This is a genomic window from Ectopseudomonas toyotomiensis, from assembly GCF_900115695.1.
GTDB classification, from domain to species: Bacteria; Pseudomonadota; Gammaproteobacteria; order Pseudomonadales; family Pseudomonadaceae; genus Aquipseudomonas; species Aquipseudomonas toyotomiensis.
The window spans coordinates 356,487-375,829 of the sequence record NZ_FOXK01000004.1 but is presented as its reverse complement, the minus strand read 5'-3'; the positions used below and the strand labels follow the sequence as shown (position 1 = coordinate 375,829).

Here is a 19,343-nt window from a genome sequence, read left to right as displayed (position 1 = left end):
TCCCAAGCCGTCGCCAGCGATATGCAATATCGCTCCCGGCGGTTTTTTATGCGTGTCGTTATTCTTTTATGGCGTCTCGCCAGTGCGGTCATCTGATCCATGCAAAGCAGTAGTGAGCTTTTTCCCGTTTCCCTGATGAGTGCCGAACTGCGTGGCGATCTCAGTGAAGACGTCTATCTTCTCAAGCCCAATAACAGCCCGGACTCCAGCGTCGAGCTGGCCTTGACCCGGCTCGGCCGCGCAGGGGCAGAAGGCGAGCGTGGCATGCCTGTGGTATTGCTGCACGGCAGCTTTTCCAATCGGCGCTTCTGGTATTCGCCCAAGGGCATTGGCCTGGGGCCTTACCTGGCGCGCGCGGGATTCGATGTGTGGATCGCCGAAATGCGCGGCCACGGCCTGTCGCCGCGCAACGAAAACTATCGAGACAACCACGTGGCGCAGTACGTGCGCTATGACCTGCCAGCCATTGCTGATTTCATCATCGAGCAGACCGGGCAAGCCGCGCACTGGGTCGGCCACTCCCTCGGTGGAGTGATTCTGGCGGCGGCGCTAGGGGGCGGTTATCTCGGCGAGTCGCGTGCGCGTTCGGCGGCATTGTTCGGCAGCCAGGTCAGCCGTATCTACTGGCCACTCAAGCTGCCGCCTGTGGAGTGGGGCGGTCGCCTGCTGTTGCGTGCCTTTCCCTACCTGTCCGGGCGTCGGCTGAAGCGCGGCCCTGAAGACGAGCCGACCGGCCTGGCACTGGAAACCCTGCGCTGGCTCAGGCTGTTCGGGCGTTTCGGTGATGCTGATCAGGATTGGTGGGCGGGCCTGACTCAGGTGCGCGTGCCGATTCTGGCGGTAGGAGCTGCGGCCGATCAGCAGGATCCAGCCTGGGCCTGTCGCAAGCTGCTGGAACAGTGCAGTGCGGCGCCGTCGCAGTTCTTGCTGCTGGGCAAGGAGAACGGTTTCTCCAGTGACTTCGGGCATATCGAAATGCTGGTCAGCAAGGAGGCGCAGCGCGAGGTGTGGCCCTTGACCGAATACTGGTTGCAGCATCTGCAACTGCCCGCCGGCTTTGCCGAGCAGGCCTCTGCTATAGGATCTTGAGCTGCTGCTTGAGATCGTCCCGGCCGTTTCTTCGGCACGGGCTTAGCGGTAAGATGTGACGCATCATGTGTGGGTGGTCATTTCAGGTTCAAGTGCTTGTTTGTCGTTCATGTCGGGCGAGTTCGCAGCGATAGCGCGATGCTGAATTGTCCCGCTTCAAGCAGGTCCATGAAGGTGGCTGCCTTCTCATCCATTGTCGAAAGGAGTTCTGTCATGCACTACATCACCCCTGATCTGTGCGATGCCTATCCGGAACTGGTTCAGGTCGTCGAGCCCATGTTCGCCAACTACGGCGGCCGCGATTCTTTCGGCGGTCAGATCGTCACCATCAAGTGCCATGAGGACAACTCGCTGGTGAAGGAGCAGGTCGATCTGCCTGGTCAGGGCAAGGTCCTGGTCGTGGATGGCGGCGGTTCCCTGCGACGTGCGCTGCTCGGTGACATGCTGGCCGAGAAGGCCGCGAAGAACGGCTGGGAAGGCATCGTCGTATATGGCTGCATCCGTGACGTCGACGTCATCGCGCAGACCGATCTGGGCGTGCAGGCGCTGGCCAGTCATCCGATGAAGACCGACAAGCGCGGCATTGGCGACCTGAATGTGCCCGTCAGCTTTGGCGGCGTGACCTTCAAGCCGGGCGATTATCTGTACGCCGACAACAACGGCATCATCGTTTCCCCGCAAGCCCTGAGCATGCCGGAATAAGCCGATGCAGGATCAGGATTCGGCGTTGCTGCATGCCTTCGTGCTCGATGGTCGGGGCGGTGCACGCAGCATCACTCGTCATGAACTGGATGGCCTGCAGCTAGGCGAGCAGGAAAGCCTGTGGCTGCACTGGGATCGCGGCCAGGAGCAGTCACAGCGCTGGTTACGTGAGCACAGCGGGCTGGATGAATTCAGCTGCAACCTGCTGCTCGAGGAAAATACCCGGCCGCGTCTATTGCCCCTGCCCGACGATGAGCTGCTGTTGTTCTTGCGCGGGGTCAACCGTAATCCCGGCGCAGAACCGGAAGACATGGTTTCGGTACGTATCTTCGCCGATGCCCGGCGGGTTATCTCCCTGCGTCAGCGTCCATTGCTCGCGACCGATGCACTGATTGCCGATCTGTTGGCGGGCAAGGGGCCGAAGACGTCGTCAGAGCTACTCCTGGAGCTCGCCCGTCACCTCACCAGTCGCGTCGATGATCTGATCGCCGAGTTGAGCGAGCAGCTCGACGTCGAGGAGGATGGCCTCGATGGTGATGAGCGGTATCGTCCCGATCACGGCCTGGTGTTGCAGGTGCGTCGGCGTGCGGCCAGCTTGCGTCGGTTTCTCGCGCCGCAGCGCGATCTCTACGCGCAGCTGGTGCGTAATCGACAGCCCTGGTTCGTCGAGGACGACGGTGACTACTGGAACGAGCTTAACAATCGCCTGACCCGCTATCTGGAAGAGCTGGAGCTGATTCGCGAGCGCGTCGGCCTGGTACTGGAGGCGGAAAGCCGGCGTCTCGGTGAGCGCATGAATCGCATCATGTATCGCTTCACCGTGATCACCGGGATGTTCCTGCCGCTGACCTTTCTCACGGGGCTGCTGGGCATCAATGTCGGCGGGATTCCGGGTTCTGAAAGTCCGATTGGTTTCTTCATCGCCTGCGGCCTTATGGTCCTTCTGGCGCTGGGTCAACTGCTGCTTTTTCGACGTTGGCGTTGGCTGTGATGTGTGACTCATCCGCCGGCTACTGCGTCTAGCCGTGACATCCCGTGAGGTGCGCATGCACGATCCATTCGAAGAGTCTCTACGCGATTTGCTCAAGTCCTCGTCGTCCAGCCATGACGACGATGCTTGCCTGCACCGGGTTCTCAAGACCGCCAACCGCCAGGTCGGCGCTGGTGACCTGTTCAGCCTGGTAGGCCACTGGGCGCAGGCCCTGATGATCGCCCTGAACAACGGTTCGGCGCATGTCGCGCCGGTTTCGCGCCGTACCCAATCCTCTGCTTCTGCTGATAAGGCTGACTGAAATGGAACTCGATCCCTGGACCCAAAGCCTGATCTCCGCGATGACCGCATTGTGGACCAAGGTTGCCGGATTCATTCCCAACCTGTTCGTTGCGCTGGTGTTGGTACTGCTTGGCTTCGTCGTGGCCAAGTTGCTCGACACGCTGCTGTCCAAGCTGCTCGGCAAGGTCGGACTGGATCGCCTGATGACAGGTACCGGTCTGACCAAGCTGCTGGCGCGCGTCGGCATTCACGCGCCGGTATCGACCCTGATCGGCAAGATCGTCTATTGGTTCGTGCTGCTGATCTTCCTGGTTTCGGCCGCTGAATCGCTTGGTCTGCAACGGGTTTCCGCGACCCTCGACGTGCTGGCGCTGTACCTGCCCAAAGTCTTCGGCGCCGCCCTGGTGCTGCTTGCCGGTGTGCTGCTGGCGCAACTGGTCAGCAGCCTGGTGCGCGGCGCTGCCGAAGGCGTCGGTCTGGAGTATGCCAACGGGCTGGGGCGGGTCGCGCAAGGTCTGGTCATCATCATCAGCATCTCCGTGGCCATCGGTCAGCTGGAGATCAAGACCGACCTGCTCAACAACGTGATCGCCATCGTGCTGATTTCCGTTGGCCTGGCGGTCGCGCTGGCATTGGGCCTGGGTAGTCGCGATATCGCCAGCCAGATTCTCGCTGGCATTTATGTGCGCGAGCTGTATCAGGTCGGGCAACAAGTGCAGGTTGGTGAGGTCGAAGGGCAGATCGAAGAGATCGGCACAGTGAAAACCACCCTGTTGACCGATACCGGTGAGCTGGTATCGGTGGCAAATCGAGTGATGCTCGAACAACGCGTGAACAGTCGCTGACGCCAATCTGTTATTTTATGCCGCTGCCCGGCAGGCGTGACCTGCCGGGCACTTTTCGTCCTGACTGTCGGCCCGACTCGTTTTGAACAAAGCCCAGCCCTTGCCCACGCGCTACGACCCCCGCGAGCTCACTGATGAAGAGCTGGTGGCGCGCGCCCACGACGAGCTGTTTCATATAACTCGTGCTTATGAAGAGCTGATGAGGCGCTACCAGCGAACATTATTTAACGTTTGCGCGCGTTATTTGGGGAACGAAAGGGATGCTGATGATGTCTGTCAGGAGGTGATGCTCAAAGTTCTCTATGGCCTTAAGAACTTTGAGGGTAAATCCAAGTTCAAAACTTGGCTCTACAGCATCACCTACAACGAATGCATTACTCAGTATCGAAAAGAGCGGCGAAAGCGTCGATTGGTTGACGCCTTAAGTTTGGACCCGCTCGAAGAGGCTTCCGACGACAAGACACCCAAAGTCGAGGAGCGAGGCGGTCTGGATCGCTGGTTGGTTCACGTCAACCCGATCGATCGCGAGATTCTGGTGCTACGTTTTGTCGCAGAGCTCGAGTTTCAAGAGATTGCCGACATCATGCACATGGGCTTGAGCGCAACGAAGATGCGCTACAAGCGAGCATTGGATCGGTTGCGGGATAAATTTTCGGACACTTCCGAAACTTAGTTCAGCTTCCCGACCACTAAGGGAGTGGCGAACCCTGATATAATCGCCGCCAAGTTGCCGACTGAAGTTAACGGCGACTTATTAACCACCAAGATGGGGATTTAACGGATGAAAGTAAAAAACACCTTGGGCGTAGTCATTGGCTCTCTCGTTGCCGCAACCTCCTTCGGCGCGCTGGCGCAAGGCCAAGGCGCTGTCGAGGTGGAGGGCTTCGTCAATCGCTACTTCACCGACGTTCAGCGTGATTACGCGCACAACGAAGGCAACCTGTTCGGTGGCAGCATTGGCTACTACCTGACTGACGACGTCGAACTGGCGCTGTCCTATGGCGAATACCACGACCTGCGTGGCGAAGGTTCGCAAGGCAGCAAGAATATCAAGGGTAACCTGACCGACCTGAAGGCCATCTACCACTTCGGTCAGCCGGGTGTTGGTCTGCGTCCGTACGTCTCTGCCGGTTTCGGCCATCAGAGCATCGGCGACGCCAACAGCGGTGGTCGTAACCACTCCACCCTGGCTATCGCTGGCGCTGGTGCCAAGTACTACTTCACCGAAATGTTCTACGCCCGTGCTGGCGTTGACGCTCTGTACAACATCGACCAGGGCGACACCGAGTGGCAAGCTGGCGTGGGTGTTGGTCTGAACTTCGGTGGCGGCAGCAAGCCTGCTCCGGCTCCGGTCGTGGCTGCTGCGCCCGAGCCGATGCCTGAGCCCGCTCCTGAGCCGGTGATGGAAGCTGTTCGCGTTGAGCTGGACGTCAAGTTCGACTTCGACAAAGACCGCGTCAAAGAAGAAAGCTATGGCGATATCAAGAACCTGGCTGACTTCATGAACCAGTACCCGCAGACCACCACCACTGTTGAAGGTCACACCGACTCCGTTGGTAGCGACGCTTACAACCAGAAGCTGTCCGAGCGTCGTGCAAACGCCGTTCGTGACGTTCTGGTCAACCAGTACGGTGTTGACGGTAGCCGCGTGAACACTGCCGGTTACGGTGAAACCCGTCCGGTTGCTGACAACGCCACCGACTCCGGTCGCGCTATCAACCGTCGCGTTGAAGCTGAAGTGGAAGCCCAGATCCAGCAGTAATGCTTCTGGCGCTCCAAGAAAAACCCGGCCTCGGCCGGGTTTTTCTTTTCTGGAATAAAAAAGCCCGCCGAGGGGGCGACGGGCAAACAACGTCTTCACAGGAGCGCGAAGCGGTCAGGCATGCAGGAGCTGGGGCATGCTGATCTGTGTGCTGGCGCGGGCGACTTCGCCGATCACCAGAATGGCCGGGCTCTTCAGGGCGAATGCTGCGGCATCGTCTTGCATCGCGCCCAACTGGCTGCGGCACTCACGCTGTGCGGGCAACGAGGCGTTCTCGATCATGGCCACCGGCATCTCGGCGCTCATGCCGCCGGCGAGCAGGCCGTCGCGAATATCCGCCAGTTTGGCGACACCCATATAGACCACCAAGGTGGTGCCGCTCTGCGCCAGTGCCGCCCAGTTCAGGCTGCTGTCGTCCTGGGTGTGGGCGGTGACCAGGGTCACGCCACGGGCCACACCGCGCAGGGTCAGGGGGATACCGCAGTTGGTGGCGCCGGCCAGCCCGGCGGTGATGCCGTTGACCAGCTCCACTTCGATGCCGTGCTCGCCGAGCCAGTCTGCTTCCTCGCTGCCGCGGCCGAAGATGCACGGATCGCCGCCCTTGAGGCGCACCACGCACTTGCCCTGGCGCGCATAGCGCAGCATCAGGCGATGGATAAAGGCCTGCGGGGTGGAGCGGCATCCGCCGCGCTTGCCCACCGAGACGATACGCGCGCCGGGGCAGTGCTCGAGCACGGCCGGGTTGACCAGATCGTCGATCATCACGATCTCGGCCTGGTTCAGCGCCTTGACCGCCTTGAGGGTCAGCAGCTCGGGATCACCGGGGCCCGCGCCTACCAGCCAGACTTTTGCACTCATGTTCACCACCTCTCTCGTGTCACGTGCCGGCGTTTGCCGCTGGTTCCCACGCTCCGGCGTGGAAAGGATTCGGGGGACGCTCTGCGTCCCATGAGACGCGGAGCGTCTCGGCCTGCGTACCCACGCAGAGCGTGGGTACGATCAACTCATGCGTTCACTGCAGTGGGCTGTTGCGCCAGCAGACGTTTGATTTCGGGTACGCAGGAGCCACAACTGGTGCCGCACTTGAGCTCCTGCCTGAGGCCGTCCAGGTCCAGGCCGCGTGCGATGCCGGCGCACACCGCGCCTTCGCTGACGTTCAGGCAGTTGCACAGGGTCTTGCCGCGCGTGTTGGCGGCTGCATTGCCTGGCGGCGCGGAGACCGGGGCGAGCAGCCAGCGACGCAGATCGGCGTCGGCCTGGCCGTCCAGCCACAGGCTCCTGAGCCATTCGCTGGCGGCGGTTTCGCCGGCCAGGCGGATGCTGACGATGCGGCCATCCTCGATGCGCACGCGCTTGCCCACCGCACGGCGCGGGTCGTCGTAGGCCAGCACCGGACCTTCATTCAGGCGCAGCAGGCGGTCGATCTGCGCCAGCAGCTCTGGCTGCGGCGCCACGGCGCTGGCGGCGCGAATCAGCAGAGCGGGGCGCTCGCGGCCGGTGGGGGTGAGGCTGGCGTAGGCGAACTCCTCGAACAGCGGGCGCAGGGCCTCGAAGCGGCTCTGCACCTCTCCCTCGACCAGGGCGAACAGCTGCCAGGGCAGCTCGACCTTGTCCACCTCGACACCAGCATGCTTGAGCTCCGGTTGTTTGGATAACGGATCGAAAGCCGGCTGGGTCAGCACGTTGGTGCCCAAACCCTTGAGGAAGCGATCGCCCCAGTGCATCGGCAGCCAGGCCTGACCGGGGCGCACCGATTCGTCGGTTTGTACCGGCAGGATCAGGCTGCCGCGACGGCTGCGCAGCTTGATCAGATCGCCGTCCTGCAGGCGACGACGACGCAGCTCGTCCGGGTGCAGGCCGAGCACGGCGGCCTCGACATGGCCGAACAGGCGCGCGGCGGTGCCGGTGCGGCTCATGCCGTGCCACTGATCGCGCAGGCGACCGGTATTGAGGGTAAGCGAGTAACGCGCCTCGCGCTTTTCCTTCGGCGCACGGTAGGGGTCGGCATGAAACTGCGCGCGCCCGCTGGCCGTGGGGAAGCGGCCATTGGCATAGAGCCGCGCGGTGCCGTGGCGTGCGCCGGCCGGGAACGGCCATTGCTGGGGACCTTGGTCATCAATCAGCGCGTAGCTCAGCCCCGAGAGGTCGAGGTCGCGCTGGGCGGTCAGGTGCTTGTATTCCTCGAACAGCGCTTCGCTGTCGGCGAAATCGAACAGGCTGGGCAGGCCGGGGCGGAGCAGAGTTTCCAGGCGACGGGCGAAGTCGCAGGTGATCGACCAATCGGGCCGCGCCTCTGCGGGCGCTGGCACGGCGCGGCGCACATGGCTGACGCGGCGCTCGGAGTTGGTCACCGTGCCTTCCTTCTCGCCCCAGCTGGCGGCGGGCAGCAGCAGGTCGGCGTAGCGGCAGGTCTCGGTGGTGAAGAAGGCCTCTTGAACGACAACGAAGGGGCAGGTGGCCAGAGCCTCGTGCACCTTGTTCTGGTTCGGCAGCGACTGCGCCGGGTTGGTGCAGGCGATCCACAGCGCCTTGATGCGGCCGTCGTGCACCGCATCGAACAGCTCGATGGCGGACAGCCCCGGCGTCTCCGGCAGGGCGTCGACGCCCCAGTAGGCGGCGACTTCGGCGCGGTGTTCGGCGTTGCCCGCCTCGCGGTGGCCCGGCAGCAGGTTGCTCAGGCTGCCGGTCTCGCGGCCGCCCATGGCGTTGGGCTGGCCGGTCAGCGAGAAGGGGCCGGCGCCGGGCCTGCCGATCTGTCCGGTGGCCAGGTGCAGGTTGATCAGCGCGCTGTTCTTCGCGCTGCCGGACGAGGACTGATTGAGCCCCATGCACCACAGAGAAAGGAAGGAGGGCGCCTTGCCGATCAGCTCGGCGCAGCGCTGCAGGCTGTCCAGGCTGATGCCGCAGATATCGGCGGTGGCCGCCGGGCTGTAGTCGTGCACCAGGTTCTTCAGCGCCTCGAAGCCTTCGGTATGGGCGTCGATATAGCGGCGGTCGATCCAGCCTTCCCACAGCAGGATATGCAGGATGCCGTGAAACAGCGCCACGTCGGTGCCGGGCAGGATCGCCAGGTGCAGGTCGGCCAGCTCGCAGGTGTCGGTGCGCCGCGGATCGATGACGATGATCTGCATCTCGGGGCGGCGAGCCTTGGCTTCTTCCAGGCGGCGGAACAGCACCGGGTGGGCGTAGGCCATGTTGGAGCCGGCGATCAGCAGGCAGTCGCTTCGCTCGATGTCTTCGTAACTGCAGGGCGGGGCGTCGGCGCCGAGGCTGCGCTTGTAGCCGACCACCGCGCTGGACATGCACAGCCGTGAGTTGGAGTCGATATTGTGGGTGCCGACCAGGGCGCGGGCGAGCTTGTTGAAGGCGTAGTAATCCTCGGTCAGCAACTGGCCGGAGATATAGAAGGCCACGCTGTCCGGGCCGTGCTCGCGGATGGTCTCGGCGAACACCGCCGCGGCGTGGTCCAGGGCGCTGTCCCAGTCCGTGCGGGTGCGGGCCAGGCCTTTGCCCAGGCGCAGCTCGGGGTACAGGGCGCGGGCATCAAGGTCGCCAGTCAGGTGCAGGGTCGAACCCTTGCTGCACAGTTTGCCGAAGTTGGCCGGGTGGCTGGGATCGCCGGCGACGCCGAGAATCTTCTCGCCGTCGTGCTCGATCAGCACGCCGCAGCCCACGCCGCAGTAGCAGCAGGTGGAGGCGGTGACTTGAGTGGGGCTGGCCATGTTCGGAGCTCCTGAGGCGCGGGGAAGTTCTGGTGGGAGGGGCTTCAGCCGCGACCGTCGCCGCTGAAGCGCCTCCCACAGGGCTGGCTAGTTGCGTTGCGCGAATGCCAGCAACACGCGGCCGCTCTCCACCTTGGCATGGTGCCGATGGGCGCAGCCCACGTCCGGCGCCACGGCCTCGCCGGACTCCAGCTCGATCTGCCAGTTATGCAGCGGGCAGGCCACGCGCTTGCCGTAGATCAGCCCCTGGGACAGCGGCCCGCCCTTGTGCGGGCAGCGGTCGTCGAGGGCGAATACTTCATCGTTACTGGTGCGGAAGATGGCGATATCGCCTTTCGGCCCGGCGATGATGCGCGAGCCGAGCACGTTGATCTCTTCCAGGGCGCAGATATCCAGCCAGTTCATACGGTGGCCTCCTCGATTTGCACGACCTTGATGGTGTCGAACTCTTTCTTCAGTTGCGGCGTTTCGATGCGCTGCTTCCAGGGATCCTGTTCGAACGACAGGGCGTAGTGCAGGCGCGCAGCCAGGGCCTTGCGGTTGGCCTCGTCTTCCAGCACCGCCTTCTTGATGTGCTCCATGCCGACGCGCTGCAGGTAGTGCACGGTGCGCTCGAGGTAGAAGGCCTCCTCGCGGTACAGCTGGAGGAAGGCGGCGTTGTACTCGCGCACTTCCTCGGCGGTCTTGACCTTGACGAAGAACTCGGCCACCTCGGTCTTGATCCCGCCGTTGCCGCCGATATACATCTCGAAACCGGAGTCCACACCAATGATGCCGACGTCCTTGATGCCGGCCTCGGAGCAGTTGCGCGGGCAGCCGGAGACAGCCAGCTTGACCTTGTGCGGCGACCACATGTTGAACAGGTCGTGCTCCAGGTCGATGCCCAGCTGAGTGGAGTTCTGCGTGCCGAAGCGGCAGAACTCGCTGCCGACGCAGGTCTTCACCGTACGGATGGACTTGCCGTAGGCGTGGCCGGAAGGCATGTCCAGATCCTTCCACACCGCCGGCAGGTCGTCTTTCTTGATGCCGAGCAGGTCGATGCGCTGGCCGCCGGTGACCTTGACCATGGGTACGTTGTACTTGTCGGCCACATCGGCGATGCGGCGCAGCTCGGAGGGATTGGTAACGCCGCCCCACATGCGCGGCACCACCGAGTAGGTGCCGTCCTTCTGGATATTGGCGTGGGCGCGTTCGTTGATCAGGCGCGACTGCGGGTCGTCCTTGGCCTCGCCCGGCCAGGTGGAGATCAGGTAATAGTTGAGCGCCGGGCGGCAGGTGGCGCAGCCGTTGGGCGTGCTCCAGTTGAGAAAGGCCATGGTCTGCGCCATGGACGTCAGGTGCTGCTCACGGATGGCCTTGCGAATCTGCCCGTGGTTGAGGTCGCTGCAGCCGCAGATGGCCTTCTCGCTCTTGGGCTTGACATCCGCCGCGCCGCCGACCGTGCTGATCAGGATCTGCTCGACCAGGCCGGCGCAGGAGCCGCAGGAACTGGCAGCCTTGGTGTGTTTCTTGACCTCGTCGACCGAGAACAGCCCGTTCTCCTGGATGGCCTTGACGATGGTGCCCTTGCACACGCCGTTGCAGCCGCAGATTTCCATGCTGTCGGGCATGTTGGCGGTCTTGTCGGCGCCCTGGTGGCCGACGTCGCCGATGGCGCCTTCGCCGAACATCAGGTGGTCGCGGATCTCGCTGACGTTGTGATTCTCACGAATCTGGCGGAAGTACCAGCCGCCGTCGGCGGTGTCGCCGTACAGGCAGGCGCCGACCAGCACGTCGTCCTTGATCACCAGCTTCTTGTACACGCCGCCAATGGGGTCCGACAGCGTTATCGTTTCCGTTCCCTCGCCGCCCATAAATTCACCGGCGGAGAACAGGTCGATGCCGGTGACCTTGAGCTTGGTCGAGGTTACCGAGCCCTGATAGCGGGAGAAACCGAGCTGGGCCAGGTGGTTGGCGCAGACCTTGGCCTGCTCGAACAGCGGCGCCACCAGGCCGTAGGCGATGCCGCGGTGGCTGGCGCACTCGCCGATGGCGTAGATGCGCGGGTCATAGGTCTGCATGGTGTCGTTGACCAGGATGCCGCGGTTGCAGGCGATGCCGGCGCTCTCGGCCAGTTCGCTGTTGGGGCGGATGCCGGCGGCCATCACCACCAGGTCGGCGGGAATCACCTCGCCGTCCTTGAATTTCACCGCGCAGACGCGGCCTTCGCCGTTGTCCAGCAGCTCGGCGGTGTGCTTGGGCAGAAGGAACTTCAGGCCGCGGTCTTCCAGGGATTTCTGCAGCAAACGGCCTGCGGTGCTATCGAGCTGGCGTTCCAGCAGCCAGTCGCCGATATGCACCACAGTGACGTCCATGCCGCGCAGCTTGAGGCCGTTGGCCGCTTCCAGGCCGAGCAGGCCGCCGCCGATGACCACCGCGTGCTTATGAGTCTTGGCGGTGTCCATCATCATCTGAGTGTCGGCAATGTCGCGATAGCCGATCACGCCCTGCAGGTCCTTGCCCGGAATCGGCAGGATGAAGGGGTTGGAGCCGGTGGCGATAAGCAGGCGGTCGTACTCGGCCTCGCTGCCATCGTCGGCAATCACCAGGCGCTTCTTGCGGTCGATCTTGATCACCTTGCGCCCGAGCAGCAGCTTGATGTCGTTTTCCGCGTACCAGTTGAGATCGTTGAGCACGATCTCCTCGAAGGTCTGTTCGCCGGCCAGTACCGGGGAGAGCAGGATGCGGTTGTAGTTGGGGTGCGGCTCGGCGCCGAACACGGTGATGTCGTAGAGATCGGGGGCGAGCTTGAGCAGCTCCTCGAGGGTGCGTACACCCGCCATGCCGTTGCCGATCATCACCAGCTTGAGTTTTTGCATGCCGGCCATCTCCTGAAGAAAAATCACGGTCGAAAAAATTGTCGGGAGCAATTTTTAACGTCGCTCCGCGACGGCTCGAAGAGTGGCCGCCAGGGATGGCAGGCCATAAAAAACAAAAAAGGCGTCCCGCTAGTCACCTAGCGAGGACGCCTTTGTCCAGGTCCCGTTCTATCGGGAAGTGCAGCCTTCGTCGTTGAAGGTCGCGCTTTATGTGGTTTGTGGTAGTTGTGAATGCAGCCCTTGTGCCAACTCGATCAGGTCACGGTTTTTCAGGCTTTTCAGTCACTTGGCTGGCGCTGTAGGTTGGGTTTATGCACCGTTGAGAGGCGTTTTGCGCTGCTTTGGTGCGGGGTGGGCTATTTGAGCAGCAGGAACGCCAGCAGCAGGTTGAGCAGCAGCGACACCAGCGCCACGCTGCGCCACACCAGTAGCGGCTCGCGCTCCAGCAGCGGTCGTGGGCGGTTGTTCAGGGATTGGCGCTCGCCACTTTCCAGGGCCAGCAGCCACTCCTCGGCGGTCTCGAAGCGCTGCGCTGGGGCGGCGGCTACCGCGCGGCTCAACACCTCATCGAGCCAGGCAGGCAAGTCCGGGCGGTAGCGGCTGGCCGGCACCGGCTGACCGAAGCGCGGGTGCTGGAAGGCTTCGACTTCGCCATGGGGATAGTGTCCGGTAAGCAGGTGATAGAGCGTCACGCCCGCGGCGTAGAGGTCCTGCTGCGCACTGGGCAGGCTGCCGGCGAAGGCTTCGGGGGCAATATAGCTGGGCGTGCCGGGCAGGCTGTGGGCCTCGTCGCGGGTCAGGCCCGGGCAGTAGGCCAGGCCGAAGTCGAGCACGCGCAGTTCGCCGTCGTCGCCGAGCAGCAGGTTCTCGGGCTTGATGTCGCGGTGGATGATATTGCGCCTGTGCAACAGGCCGAGGGTCTTGATCAGGCGCGGCGCCAGGTCCTGCCAGTCGGCCAGGCTCAGCGGGCCGTGCTGGCGTAGGCGCGCGGCCAGGGTCTGGCCGGCATATTCGCGCTGCACGTAATACAGATGCTGGCGCTGCGGCAGAGCATGCAGCTCGGGAAAGTGGCGACCGGCGACGCGGCGCAGGAACCATTCCTCCTGCAGCAGCGCCGGGCCGGCCTGCTCCTCGCCGGCGCGGCTGGGCGGCAGGGTCTTGAGCAGCCAGGGCAGGTTGTCAGCATCGCGCACCCGGTAGATCAGCGACTGGCGCGATTCGCCGAGCAGGCCTTCGACCTGCCAGCCCTCGAACTCCTGGCCTTCACGCAGGCGCGGCGGCAGAGGCCAATGTTCGAGCTGGGCCAGGGTGTCGGCCAGCGCGGCTTCTGGGAGCTGCTCGATGTGCACCAGCAAGGCGCTGGCGTTGTCCTGGCTACCGGCGTGGTGCGCCTCGTCGACCAGTGCCTGGCAGATCGCTTCGGCGTCATCGTCTCGTTGCAGCAACTCGCCGATGCGTTTGTCGTTGAGGCAGGCCCAGACGCCGTCGCTGACCAGCAGGAAACGGTCACCGGCCTGCAGCTCGCCGTCGCGGTAGTCCACCACCAGGTGTTGATCCAGGCCCATGGCGCGCTTGAGCACGTGCTGCATGCCCGGCTGTTCCCACACATGGTCCTCGGTCAGGCGCAGCAGCTGGCCGTCGCGCCACAGGTAGGCGCGGCTGTCGCCGATGTGCGCCAGGGTGTAGCGCCGCCCGCGCAGCACCAGGGCGGTGAGGGTGGTCAGCAGCGGCTGGCCGCCGCCGTTGGCCTGTAGCCAGCGGTTATGCGCAATGAGCAGGCGGTCCAGGCTGTGCTGCACCGGCCAGGTTTCCGGGGTGGAGTAGTAATCCAGTGCCAGCGCCTGCAGGGTCGCGCGTGCGGCCAGGCCGCCGTCGGCGCACTGGCTGACGCCATCGGCCAGACCGAGCAGGTAGCCCTTGCTGGCGGCCAGGGCCGGCGCCGGGGTGACCACACGCAGGGCGTCCTGATTCTCGCTGCGCGGGCCGATGGCGCTGGTTTCGCCGATGCTCAGTTGCAGGGCCATGATGCGGTTTCCGTAGATCTTTGGACCGTAGGGTGCGCCGTGCGTACCAGGCTCGACGCAAATCGCTGGTGCACGCGGCGCGCCCTACGGAGTGTGGCCGGTCGTTGAGAACTCGCTCACACCCGTGCGGCGGTCACCGCGGCGCTACCCCAGGTGGTGCGCCAGCGCTGCTTGACCCCATGCAGGCCGACCCAGGCCAGCACGCCGAGGCTGGCGAACAGCCAGAGGCCCAGTTGGTAGTCGCCGGTGTGCTGCTTGATGGTGCCCAGGCCTGCCGCGAGGAAGAAACCACCGATGCCGCCGGCCATGCCGATCAACCCGGTCATCACGCCGATTTCCCTGCGAAAACGCTGCGGTACCAGCTGGAACACCGCGCCATTGCCAGCACCAAGGCCGAGCATGGCGGCGACGAAAAAGGCCAGGGCGGCGTTCGCGCTGGGCAGGTTGAAGCCCACTACGGCAATGCACAGCGAGGCGATGGTATACATCATCAGCAGTGTACGAATGCCGCCGATGCGGTCGGCCAGAGCGCCGCCCAGCGGGCGCAGCAGGCTGCCGGCGCAGACGCAGGCGGCGGTGTAGTAACCGGCGGTCACCGGGTTCAGCCCGTACTGGTCGCTGAAGTAGCCGGGCAGGGCGCTGGCCAGGCCGATGAAGCCGCCGAAGGTGACGCTGTAGAAGAACATGAACCACCAGCTGTCGCGATCGCCGAGGGCCTTGAGGTAGTCGCCGAAGGCCTTGGGCTTGGGCCGCTCCGGCGCATTCTTGGCCACCAGGGCGAAGATCACCAGGGTCGCCAGCAGCGGGATCAGCGCCCAGCCGAACACGTTCTGCCAGCCGGACAGCGCGGCCAGGCCGGGGGCGAACAGCGCTGCCAGCACGGTGCCGGAGTTACCGGCGCCGGCGATGCCCATGGCCTTGCCCTGGTGCTGCGGCGGGTACCACTGCGAGGCCAGCGGCAGGGCCACGGCGAACGCCGCGCCGGCGAAGCCGAGGAACAGGCCGAGCAGCAGCGCCTGCTCGTAGCTGCCGATGCCGATCTGCCAGGCGCAGAACAGCGCGACTATCACCACCACCTGGCCGAGCAGGCCGGCGGTCTTCGGCGACAGACGGTCGGCGAGAAAGCCCATCAGCAGACGCAGCACGGCGCCGGCGAGAATCGGCGTGGCCACCATCAGGCCGCGTTGCTGGGCGTTGAGGTCGAGGTCGGTAGCGATCTGCACCGCCAGTGGGCCGAGCAGGTACCAGACCATGAAGCTCAGGTCGAAATAGAGGAAGGCGGCAAACAGTGTGGGGGCGTGGCCGGCTTTCCAGAAACTTGTATTCATCTATCACCTCATCAGCGAGAAGGAGCCCGGCCAGGCGCGGCGAACCGTGGTCGTGGACACGGCGGCCGTGCCTGCCGGGAAGGCCGTGCACTTGTGGTGCAGAGCCCTGCGGCCGAAGCCACAGCAGGTTTGAGCGATTGCGGTGCAGGCTCGGATCGCGATGCCTGCGCCGGCCCCGGTCACTGGGGCGAACACGAAAAAAAACGCCGCTTCACCACAGGCCATGAAGGCGAGGTGAGGCGACGTCTTTGTCGTGAGGGAGGTGGCCGCCGTTGGCTACCTGGTGCGAGGGAATAAGCAAGAGCCGAGCCAACCGAACAGAGGCCCTGGGGTCAGGCGCTACGCACCTTCAATACGCGCAGTACTGCCGTAAAACGAGGCGTTTGCGCCGTCTATGCCCCCGAATGGGGCGATCGCTGCGTACTGAGAGTGGCTTGAGACTGGACGCTGGAAAGTTGGGTAACGCTGGTTGCGTGAGTGGGTAGCGGCGCGGTCAGCAGGGCGAGCGCCAGCAGATTGCTGAGCAGCCCCGCCTGACGGGCACGGCGGTAGGTGTCGGTCATCCTCGATCCCCCCTTTTTTCTGTTCTGACCTAGGCGTAGCAGACGAATGACGATGTGTCACGTTATTAGCAGCAATAACTGTGCAAGTTTGCAGACGCCTGTTCGCCCTGGGCCCTGAAGCAGTGGAATCGCTGAGTCAGTCGAGCCGATTGACCTTGGGGAACTTGGCGCTGAAGGATTCCGGCATTGGCACCACCTTCGACTGCAGATAATCGAAGAACACGAAGCCGGACTTGGCCATGGCCACCAGCGTGCCGTCAGCCGGACGGGTGATGCGAAAGGTGATGTCACCGCCATATCGGTTGAAATCCATCACACCGACCTCGAACAGCAACTGGTCGCGGGCATGGGCCTCGGCGCGGTAGGTGGTGGCCAGGTCGGTGACGATGATACCGATGCCGCTGCCATCGGTTTCGCGGATGCCGAACTCGAAGAGAAAGCGGGCGCGTGCCTCGGAAATCATCGAGATCATCGAGTCATTGCCCAGGTGGTTGGCACCGTTGATGTCGGTAACGCGCACGGTCAGGTGGGTGCTGTAGCAATACTGGTCTTCGGGAAAATCGAGGGTCAGGCGTGCCATGGTCGAGCCGTCGTCGAGGGGAGCGGCGATTGTAAACCGCCGCGTTCCTCAGCGGTGCAGGCTGTTGAGGTGATAGAACGTGACGCGGCCACCTTCGCTATCCGGTCCGTAATTGTCCTGGATATACGCGCCCGCCTTGAAGTACAGGTACTGCTTGCTCCAGCTGCTGCTCAACTGGCGGTAGAGCGAGCCATTGTCGCCATCCGTGCTGGCCACACTGATGCCGATGCGTCCGCTGGGCGTGACGCGCAGGTCGTAGCCGAAGCGCTCGCCAAGCTGGATGTTCTCGGCCAGCAGGATGTTTTGCACGTCGCTGTCGCCTGGGCGAGCGCGCAGCAGCAGCTCCACCCGGCCAACGCCGCGTCGATAGTGATATTGCAGCTTGAGCAGCGGGTCGTTCTGGCTGCCCGGCACATCGGTACTATGGATCTGGCCGATCACCACCTTGTTGCGGCTGGGCACCTGGTCGACCTGCAGCACAGCGCTGAGATAGCTGTCCGAACTGGCGTGGAGCCAGTTGTCGAGTCTGCCGTCGTGCTGGGTTTCGCGTAGCTCGCTGCGTGGATAGCGGGCGTCGGCAGTGGTCGAGCCGGTGACTGGTACCCAGAAGGTCACGCTGCCGTCGGCATTGCGCCGAAAGTAACGGCTTGTATAGCCGTTATTCAGCCGTTCGGTGGTGATGGTGGTCGGCGCCGGTTCGGTGGGAATCGACAGATTCCAGGTGGTGAGGTCGAGCACGGGGTTCTCTGCTTGTCAGTTGAGGGCCCTTGTTCGTCCCTGCAAAGGGCCAGAGGTTCCGCCGCCCCAGCCCTTGAGCCAGAGCGGTTTTGACGCTTAGGCGGCCGGGCGCTGCTGGCGCTGGTAGAGAAACTCCAGCACGGCGGTACGGTAGCCGTGGTACTGCGAGTCATTTGCCAGCGCCAGGCGGTCGCGCGGGCGCGGCAGGTCGACGGCGAGGATTTCGCCGACGGTGGCGGCCGGGCCGTTGGTCATCATCACGATGCGATCAGACAGCAGCACGGCCTCGTCGACGTCATGGGTGACCATCACCACGGTGCTCTGGGTCTGCCCGACGATGCGCAGCAGCTCGTCCTGCAGGTGCGCGCGGGTCAGGGCATCGAGGGCGCCGAATGGCTCGTCCATCAACAGCACCTTGGGCTCCATGGCCAGGGCGCGGGCGATGCCGACGCGCTGCTTCATGCCGCCGGAGATCTCGTTAGGGTGCTTGTGCATGGCATGGCTGAGGCCGACCATGTTCAGCGCCTGCTCGGTGCGAGCCTTGAGCTGGGCCTTGTTTTCGCGTGCGCCGAAGACCTTTTCCACGGCCAGGTGGACGTTGCCGAAGCAGGTCATCCAGGGCAGCAGGCTGTGGTTCTGGAATACCACGGCGCGTTCGGGGCCGGGGCCGTCGATCTCGCGACCGTTGCAGATCAGCCCGCCCTCGTTGGCGTCGAGCAGGCCGGCGATCAGGTTGAGTACCGTCGATTTGCCGCAGCCGGAGTGGCCGATCAGCGCCACGAACTCGCCGCGGGCGATGCTCAGGTTGACGTCTGCCAGTGCCTGGAAGCGGCCTTTCTTGGTGTCGAAGTGCTTGCTGACAGCGGTCAGCTCTACGAATTTGTCCATCGGAGTTCTCCCGGTCCCCGGATGCGACCGGGGAATCGTTGTCATGTTGATCCGGAATTAATTCGGATAACTTGTCTTGTAAAACAAAGACTTGTGGTCTACTCCTGAAAGTCTTTGTTAACTCGCGTAGTCAAAGCGCTTGGCGATCAACAGCAGCATCTGTTCCAGCGCCAGGCCGACCAGGCCGACGATGATGATGGCGATGAGAATGTGCTCGACGTTGAGGTTGTTCCATTCGTCCCACACCCAAAAGCCCAGGCCGATGCCGCCGGTAAGCATCTCCGCGGCGACGATCACCAGCCAGGCCACGCCGATGGCCAGGCGGATGCCGGTCATCAGGTGCGGCAGCACGGCGGGGAAGAGGATGCGCGTCAGTACCTTGAATTCAGACAGCTTGAGCACGCGGGCCACGTTGAGGTAATCCTGCGGCACGCTGGCCACTCCGGCTGCAGTGTTGAGGATGATCGGCCAGATCGAGCTGATGAAGATCACCCAGATCGACGCCGGGCCAGCCGCCTCGAACACCAGGAGACCGATCGGCAGCCAGGCCAGCGGCGAAACCGGACGCAGCAGGCTGATGATCGGCGCGAGCATACCGGCGAGAAAGGCGAAGCGGCCGATGGCGAACCCCAGGGGAATGCCCACCAGCGCCGCCAGGCCGAAGCCGACCCCGACGCGGCCGAGCGAGTTGAGGATGTTCCAGCCGATGCCCATGTCGTTGGGGCCGTTGTCGTAGAAGGGATCAGCGAACAGTACCAGGGCGGCTTGCCAGGTGCTCAAGGGGCCGGGCAGGCCCTCGCTGTACTGCGCCAGCAGCGACCAGAAGCCGATGAAGGCGATGATGCCCAGCAGCGGGGCGATGCCGGCCTTGAGCAGGCCGCCCAGTGCAGTGGCGCTTGGCAGCAAGGCCTGCACAGAGAGACGCGGCTTGGCGATTGGCGGCAGTGGTGTTTTCAGGGGGGCATTCATGG

17 protein-coding genes are annotated in these 19,343 nt (G+C 63.8%); 7 read left to right on the top strand and 10 right to left on the bottom strand.

The genetic code is table 11. From position 1 onward, the window contains the following. The first annotated feature begins 99 nt into the window (after positions 1-99). The 7 genes from BM186_RS10525 to BM186_RS10495 all read left to right on the top strand — a co-directional run bounded on the left by BM186_RS10525 (position 100) and on the right by BM186_RS10495 (position 5,671). Complete coding sequence (locus BM186_RS10525; protein ID WP_074915172.1) at positions 100-1,089, top strand: alpha/beta fold hydrolase; 990 nt, start codon at positions 100-102, stop codon at positions 1,087-1,089. A gap of 213 nt (positions 1,090-1,302) precedes the next feature. Continuing rightward, positions 1,303-1,791, top strand: a complete 489-nt coding sequence (gene rraA / locus BM186_RS10520; RefSeq protein ID WP_017676814.1) for a ribonuclease E activity regulator RraA — start codon at positions 1,303-1,305, stop codon at positions 1,789-1,791. Between the two features lie 4 nt (positions 1,792-1,795). Beyond that, entirely contained in the window at positions 1,796-2,782 is a 987-nt protein-coding gene (locus tag BM186_RS10515) for a zinc transporter ZntB (RefSeq protein WP_017676815.1), read from the top strand. 55 nt (positions 2,783-2,837) lie between these two features. Then, a complete protein-coding gene (locus tag BM186_RS10510) occupies positions 2,838-3,083 on the top strand; it encodes a hypothetical protein (protein ID WP_017676816.1) in 246 nt (81 codons plus the stop codon). A 1-nt stretch (position 3,084) separates the two neighbouring features. Continuing rightward, positions 3,085-3,909 carry a mechanosensitive ion channel family protein gene (locus BM186_RS10505; RefSeq protein WP_017676817.1) on the top strand — a complete coding sequence of 275 codons (825 nt, stop codon included), beginning with the start codon at positions 3,085-3,087 and terminating at the stop codon, positions 3,907-3,909. Positions 3,910-3,991: 82 nt separating this feature from the next. Then, positions 3,992-4,582: an RNA polymerase sigma factor SigX gene (gene sigX / locus BM186_RS10500; protein WP_017676818.1), complete on the top strand. Its 591-nt coding sequence runs from the start codon at positions 3,992-3,994 to the stop codon at positions 4,580-4,582. Positions 4,583-4,690: 108 nt separating this feature from the next. Continuing rightward, entirely contained in the window at positions 4,691-5,671 is a 981-nt protein-coding gene (locus BM186_RS10495; protein ID WP_017676819.1) for an OmpA family protein, read from the top strand. Positions 5,672-5,785: 114 nt separating this feature from the next. On the opposite strand, the gene cobA is transcribed toward BM186_RS10495, so the two are convergent. From cobA to ntrB, 10 genes are all read right to left on the bottom strand, one after another. Further along, the gene (gene cobA, locus BM186_RS10490) at positions 5,786-6,529 is read right to left on the bottom strand and encodes a uroporphyrinogen-III C-methyltransferase (RefSeq protein WP_074915266.1); all 744 of its coding nucleotides are present in this window, start codon (positions 6,527-6,529) and stop codon (positions 5,786-5,788) included. A 146-nt stretch (positions 6,530-6,675) separates the two neighbouring features. Then, positions 6,676-9,393 (bottom strand): nitrate reductase, encoded by a 2,718-nt coding sequence (locus BM186_RS10485; RefSeq protein WP_074915170.1) that lies wholly within the window; start codon positions 9,391-9,393, stop codon positions 6,676-6,678. A gap of 87 nt (positions 9,394-9,480) precedes the next feature. Then, positions 9,481-9,798 carry a nitrite reductase small subunit NirD gene (gene nirD, locus BM186_RS10480; RefSeq protein WP_003460074.1) on the bottom strand — a complete coding sequence of 106 codons (318 nt, stop codon included), beginning with the start codon at positions 9,796-9,798 and terminating at the stop codon, positions 9,481-9,483. Then, positions 9,795-12,251 carry a nitrite reductase large subunit NirB gene (gene nirB / locus BM186_RS10475; RefSeq protein ID WP_074915264.1) on the bottom strand — a complete coding sequence of 819 codons (2,457 nt, stop codon included), beginning with the start codon at positions 12,249-12,251 and terminating at the stop codon, positions 9,795-9,797. The genes nirD and nirB overlap by 4 nt, the downstream gene beginning before the upstream one ends. Before the next feature lie 356 nt (positions 12,252-12,607). Then, on the bottom strand, positions 12,608-14,275 hold the full coding sequence (locus tag BM186_RS10470) for a bifunctional protein-serine/threonine kinase/phosphatase (RefSeq protein ID WP_074915168.1): 1,668 nt from the start codon (positions 14,273-14,275) through the stop codon (positions 12,608-12,610). Between the two features lie 116 nt (positions 14,276-14,391). Then, positions 14,392-15,603, bottom strand: a complete 1,212-nt coding sequence (locus tag BM186_RS10465; RefSeq protein WP_017676824.1) for a nitrate/nitrite transporter — start codon at positions 15,601-15,603, stop codon at positions 14,392-14,394. A gap of 699 nt (positions 15,604-16,302) precedes the next feature. Further along, on the bottom strand, positions 16,303-16,746 hold the full coding sequence (locus BM186_RS10460; protein WP_074915166.1) for a thioesterase family protein: 444 nt from the start codon (positions 16,744-16,746) through the stop codon (positions 16,303-16,305). A gap of 48 nt (positions 16,747-16,794) precedes the next feature. Beyond that, positions 16,795-17,484 (bottom strand): polysaccharide lyase family 7 protein, encoded by a 690-nt coding sequence (locus tag BM186_RS10455; protein ID WP_074915164.1) that lies wholly within the window; start codon positions 17,482-17,484, stop codon positions 16,795-16,797. 96 nt (positions 17,485-17,580) lie between these two features. Continuing rightward, a complete protein-coding gene (locus BM186_RS10450; protein ID WP_074915162.1) occupies positions 17,581-18,372 on the bottom strand; it encodes an ABC transporter ATP-binding protein in 792 nt (263 codons plus the stop codon). A 117-nt stretch (positions 18,373-18,489) separates the two neighbouring features. Beyond that, positions 18,490-19,341, bottom strand: coding sequence for a nitrate ABC transporter permease (gene ntrB, locus BM186_RS10445; protein WP_074915160.1), 852 nt, complete (start codon positions 19,339-19,341; stop codon positions 18,490-18,492). Positions 19,342-19,343 lie beyond the last annotated feature (2 nt).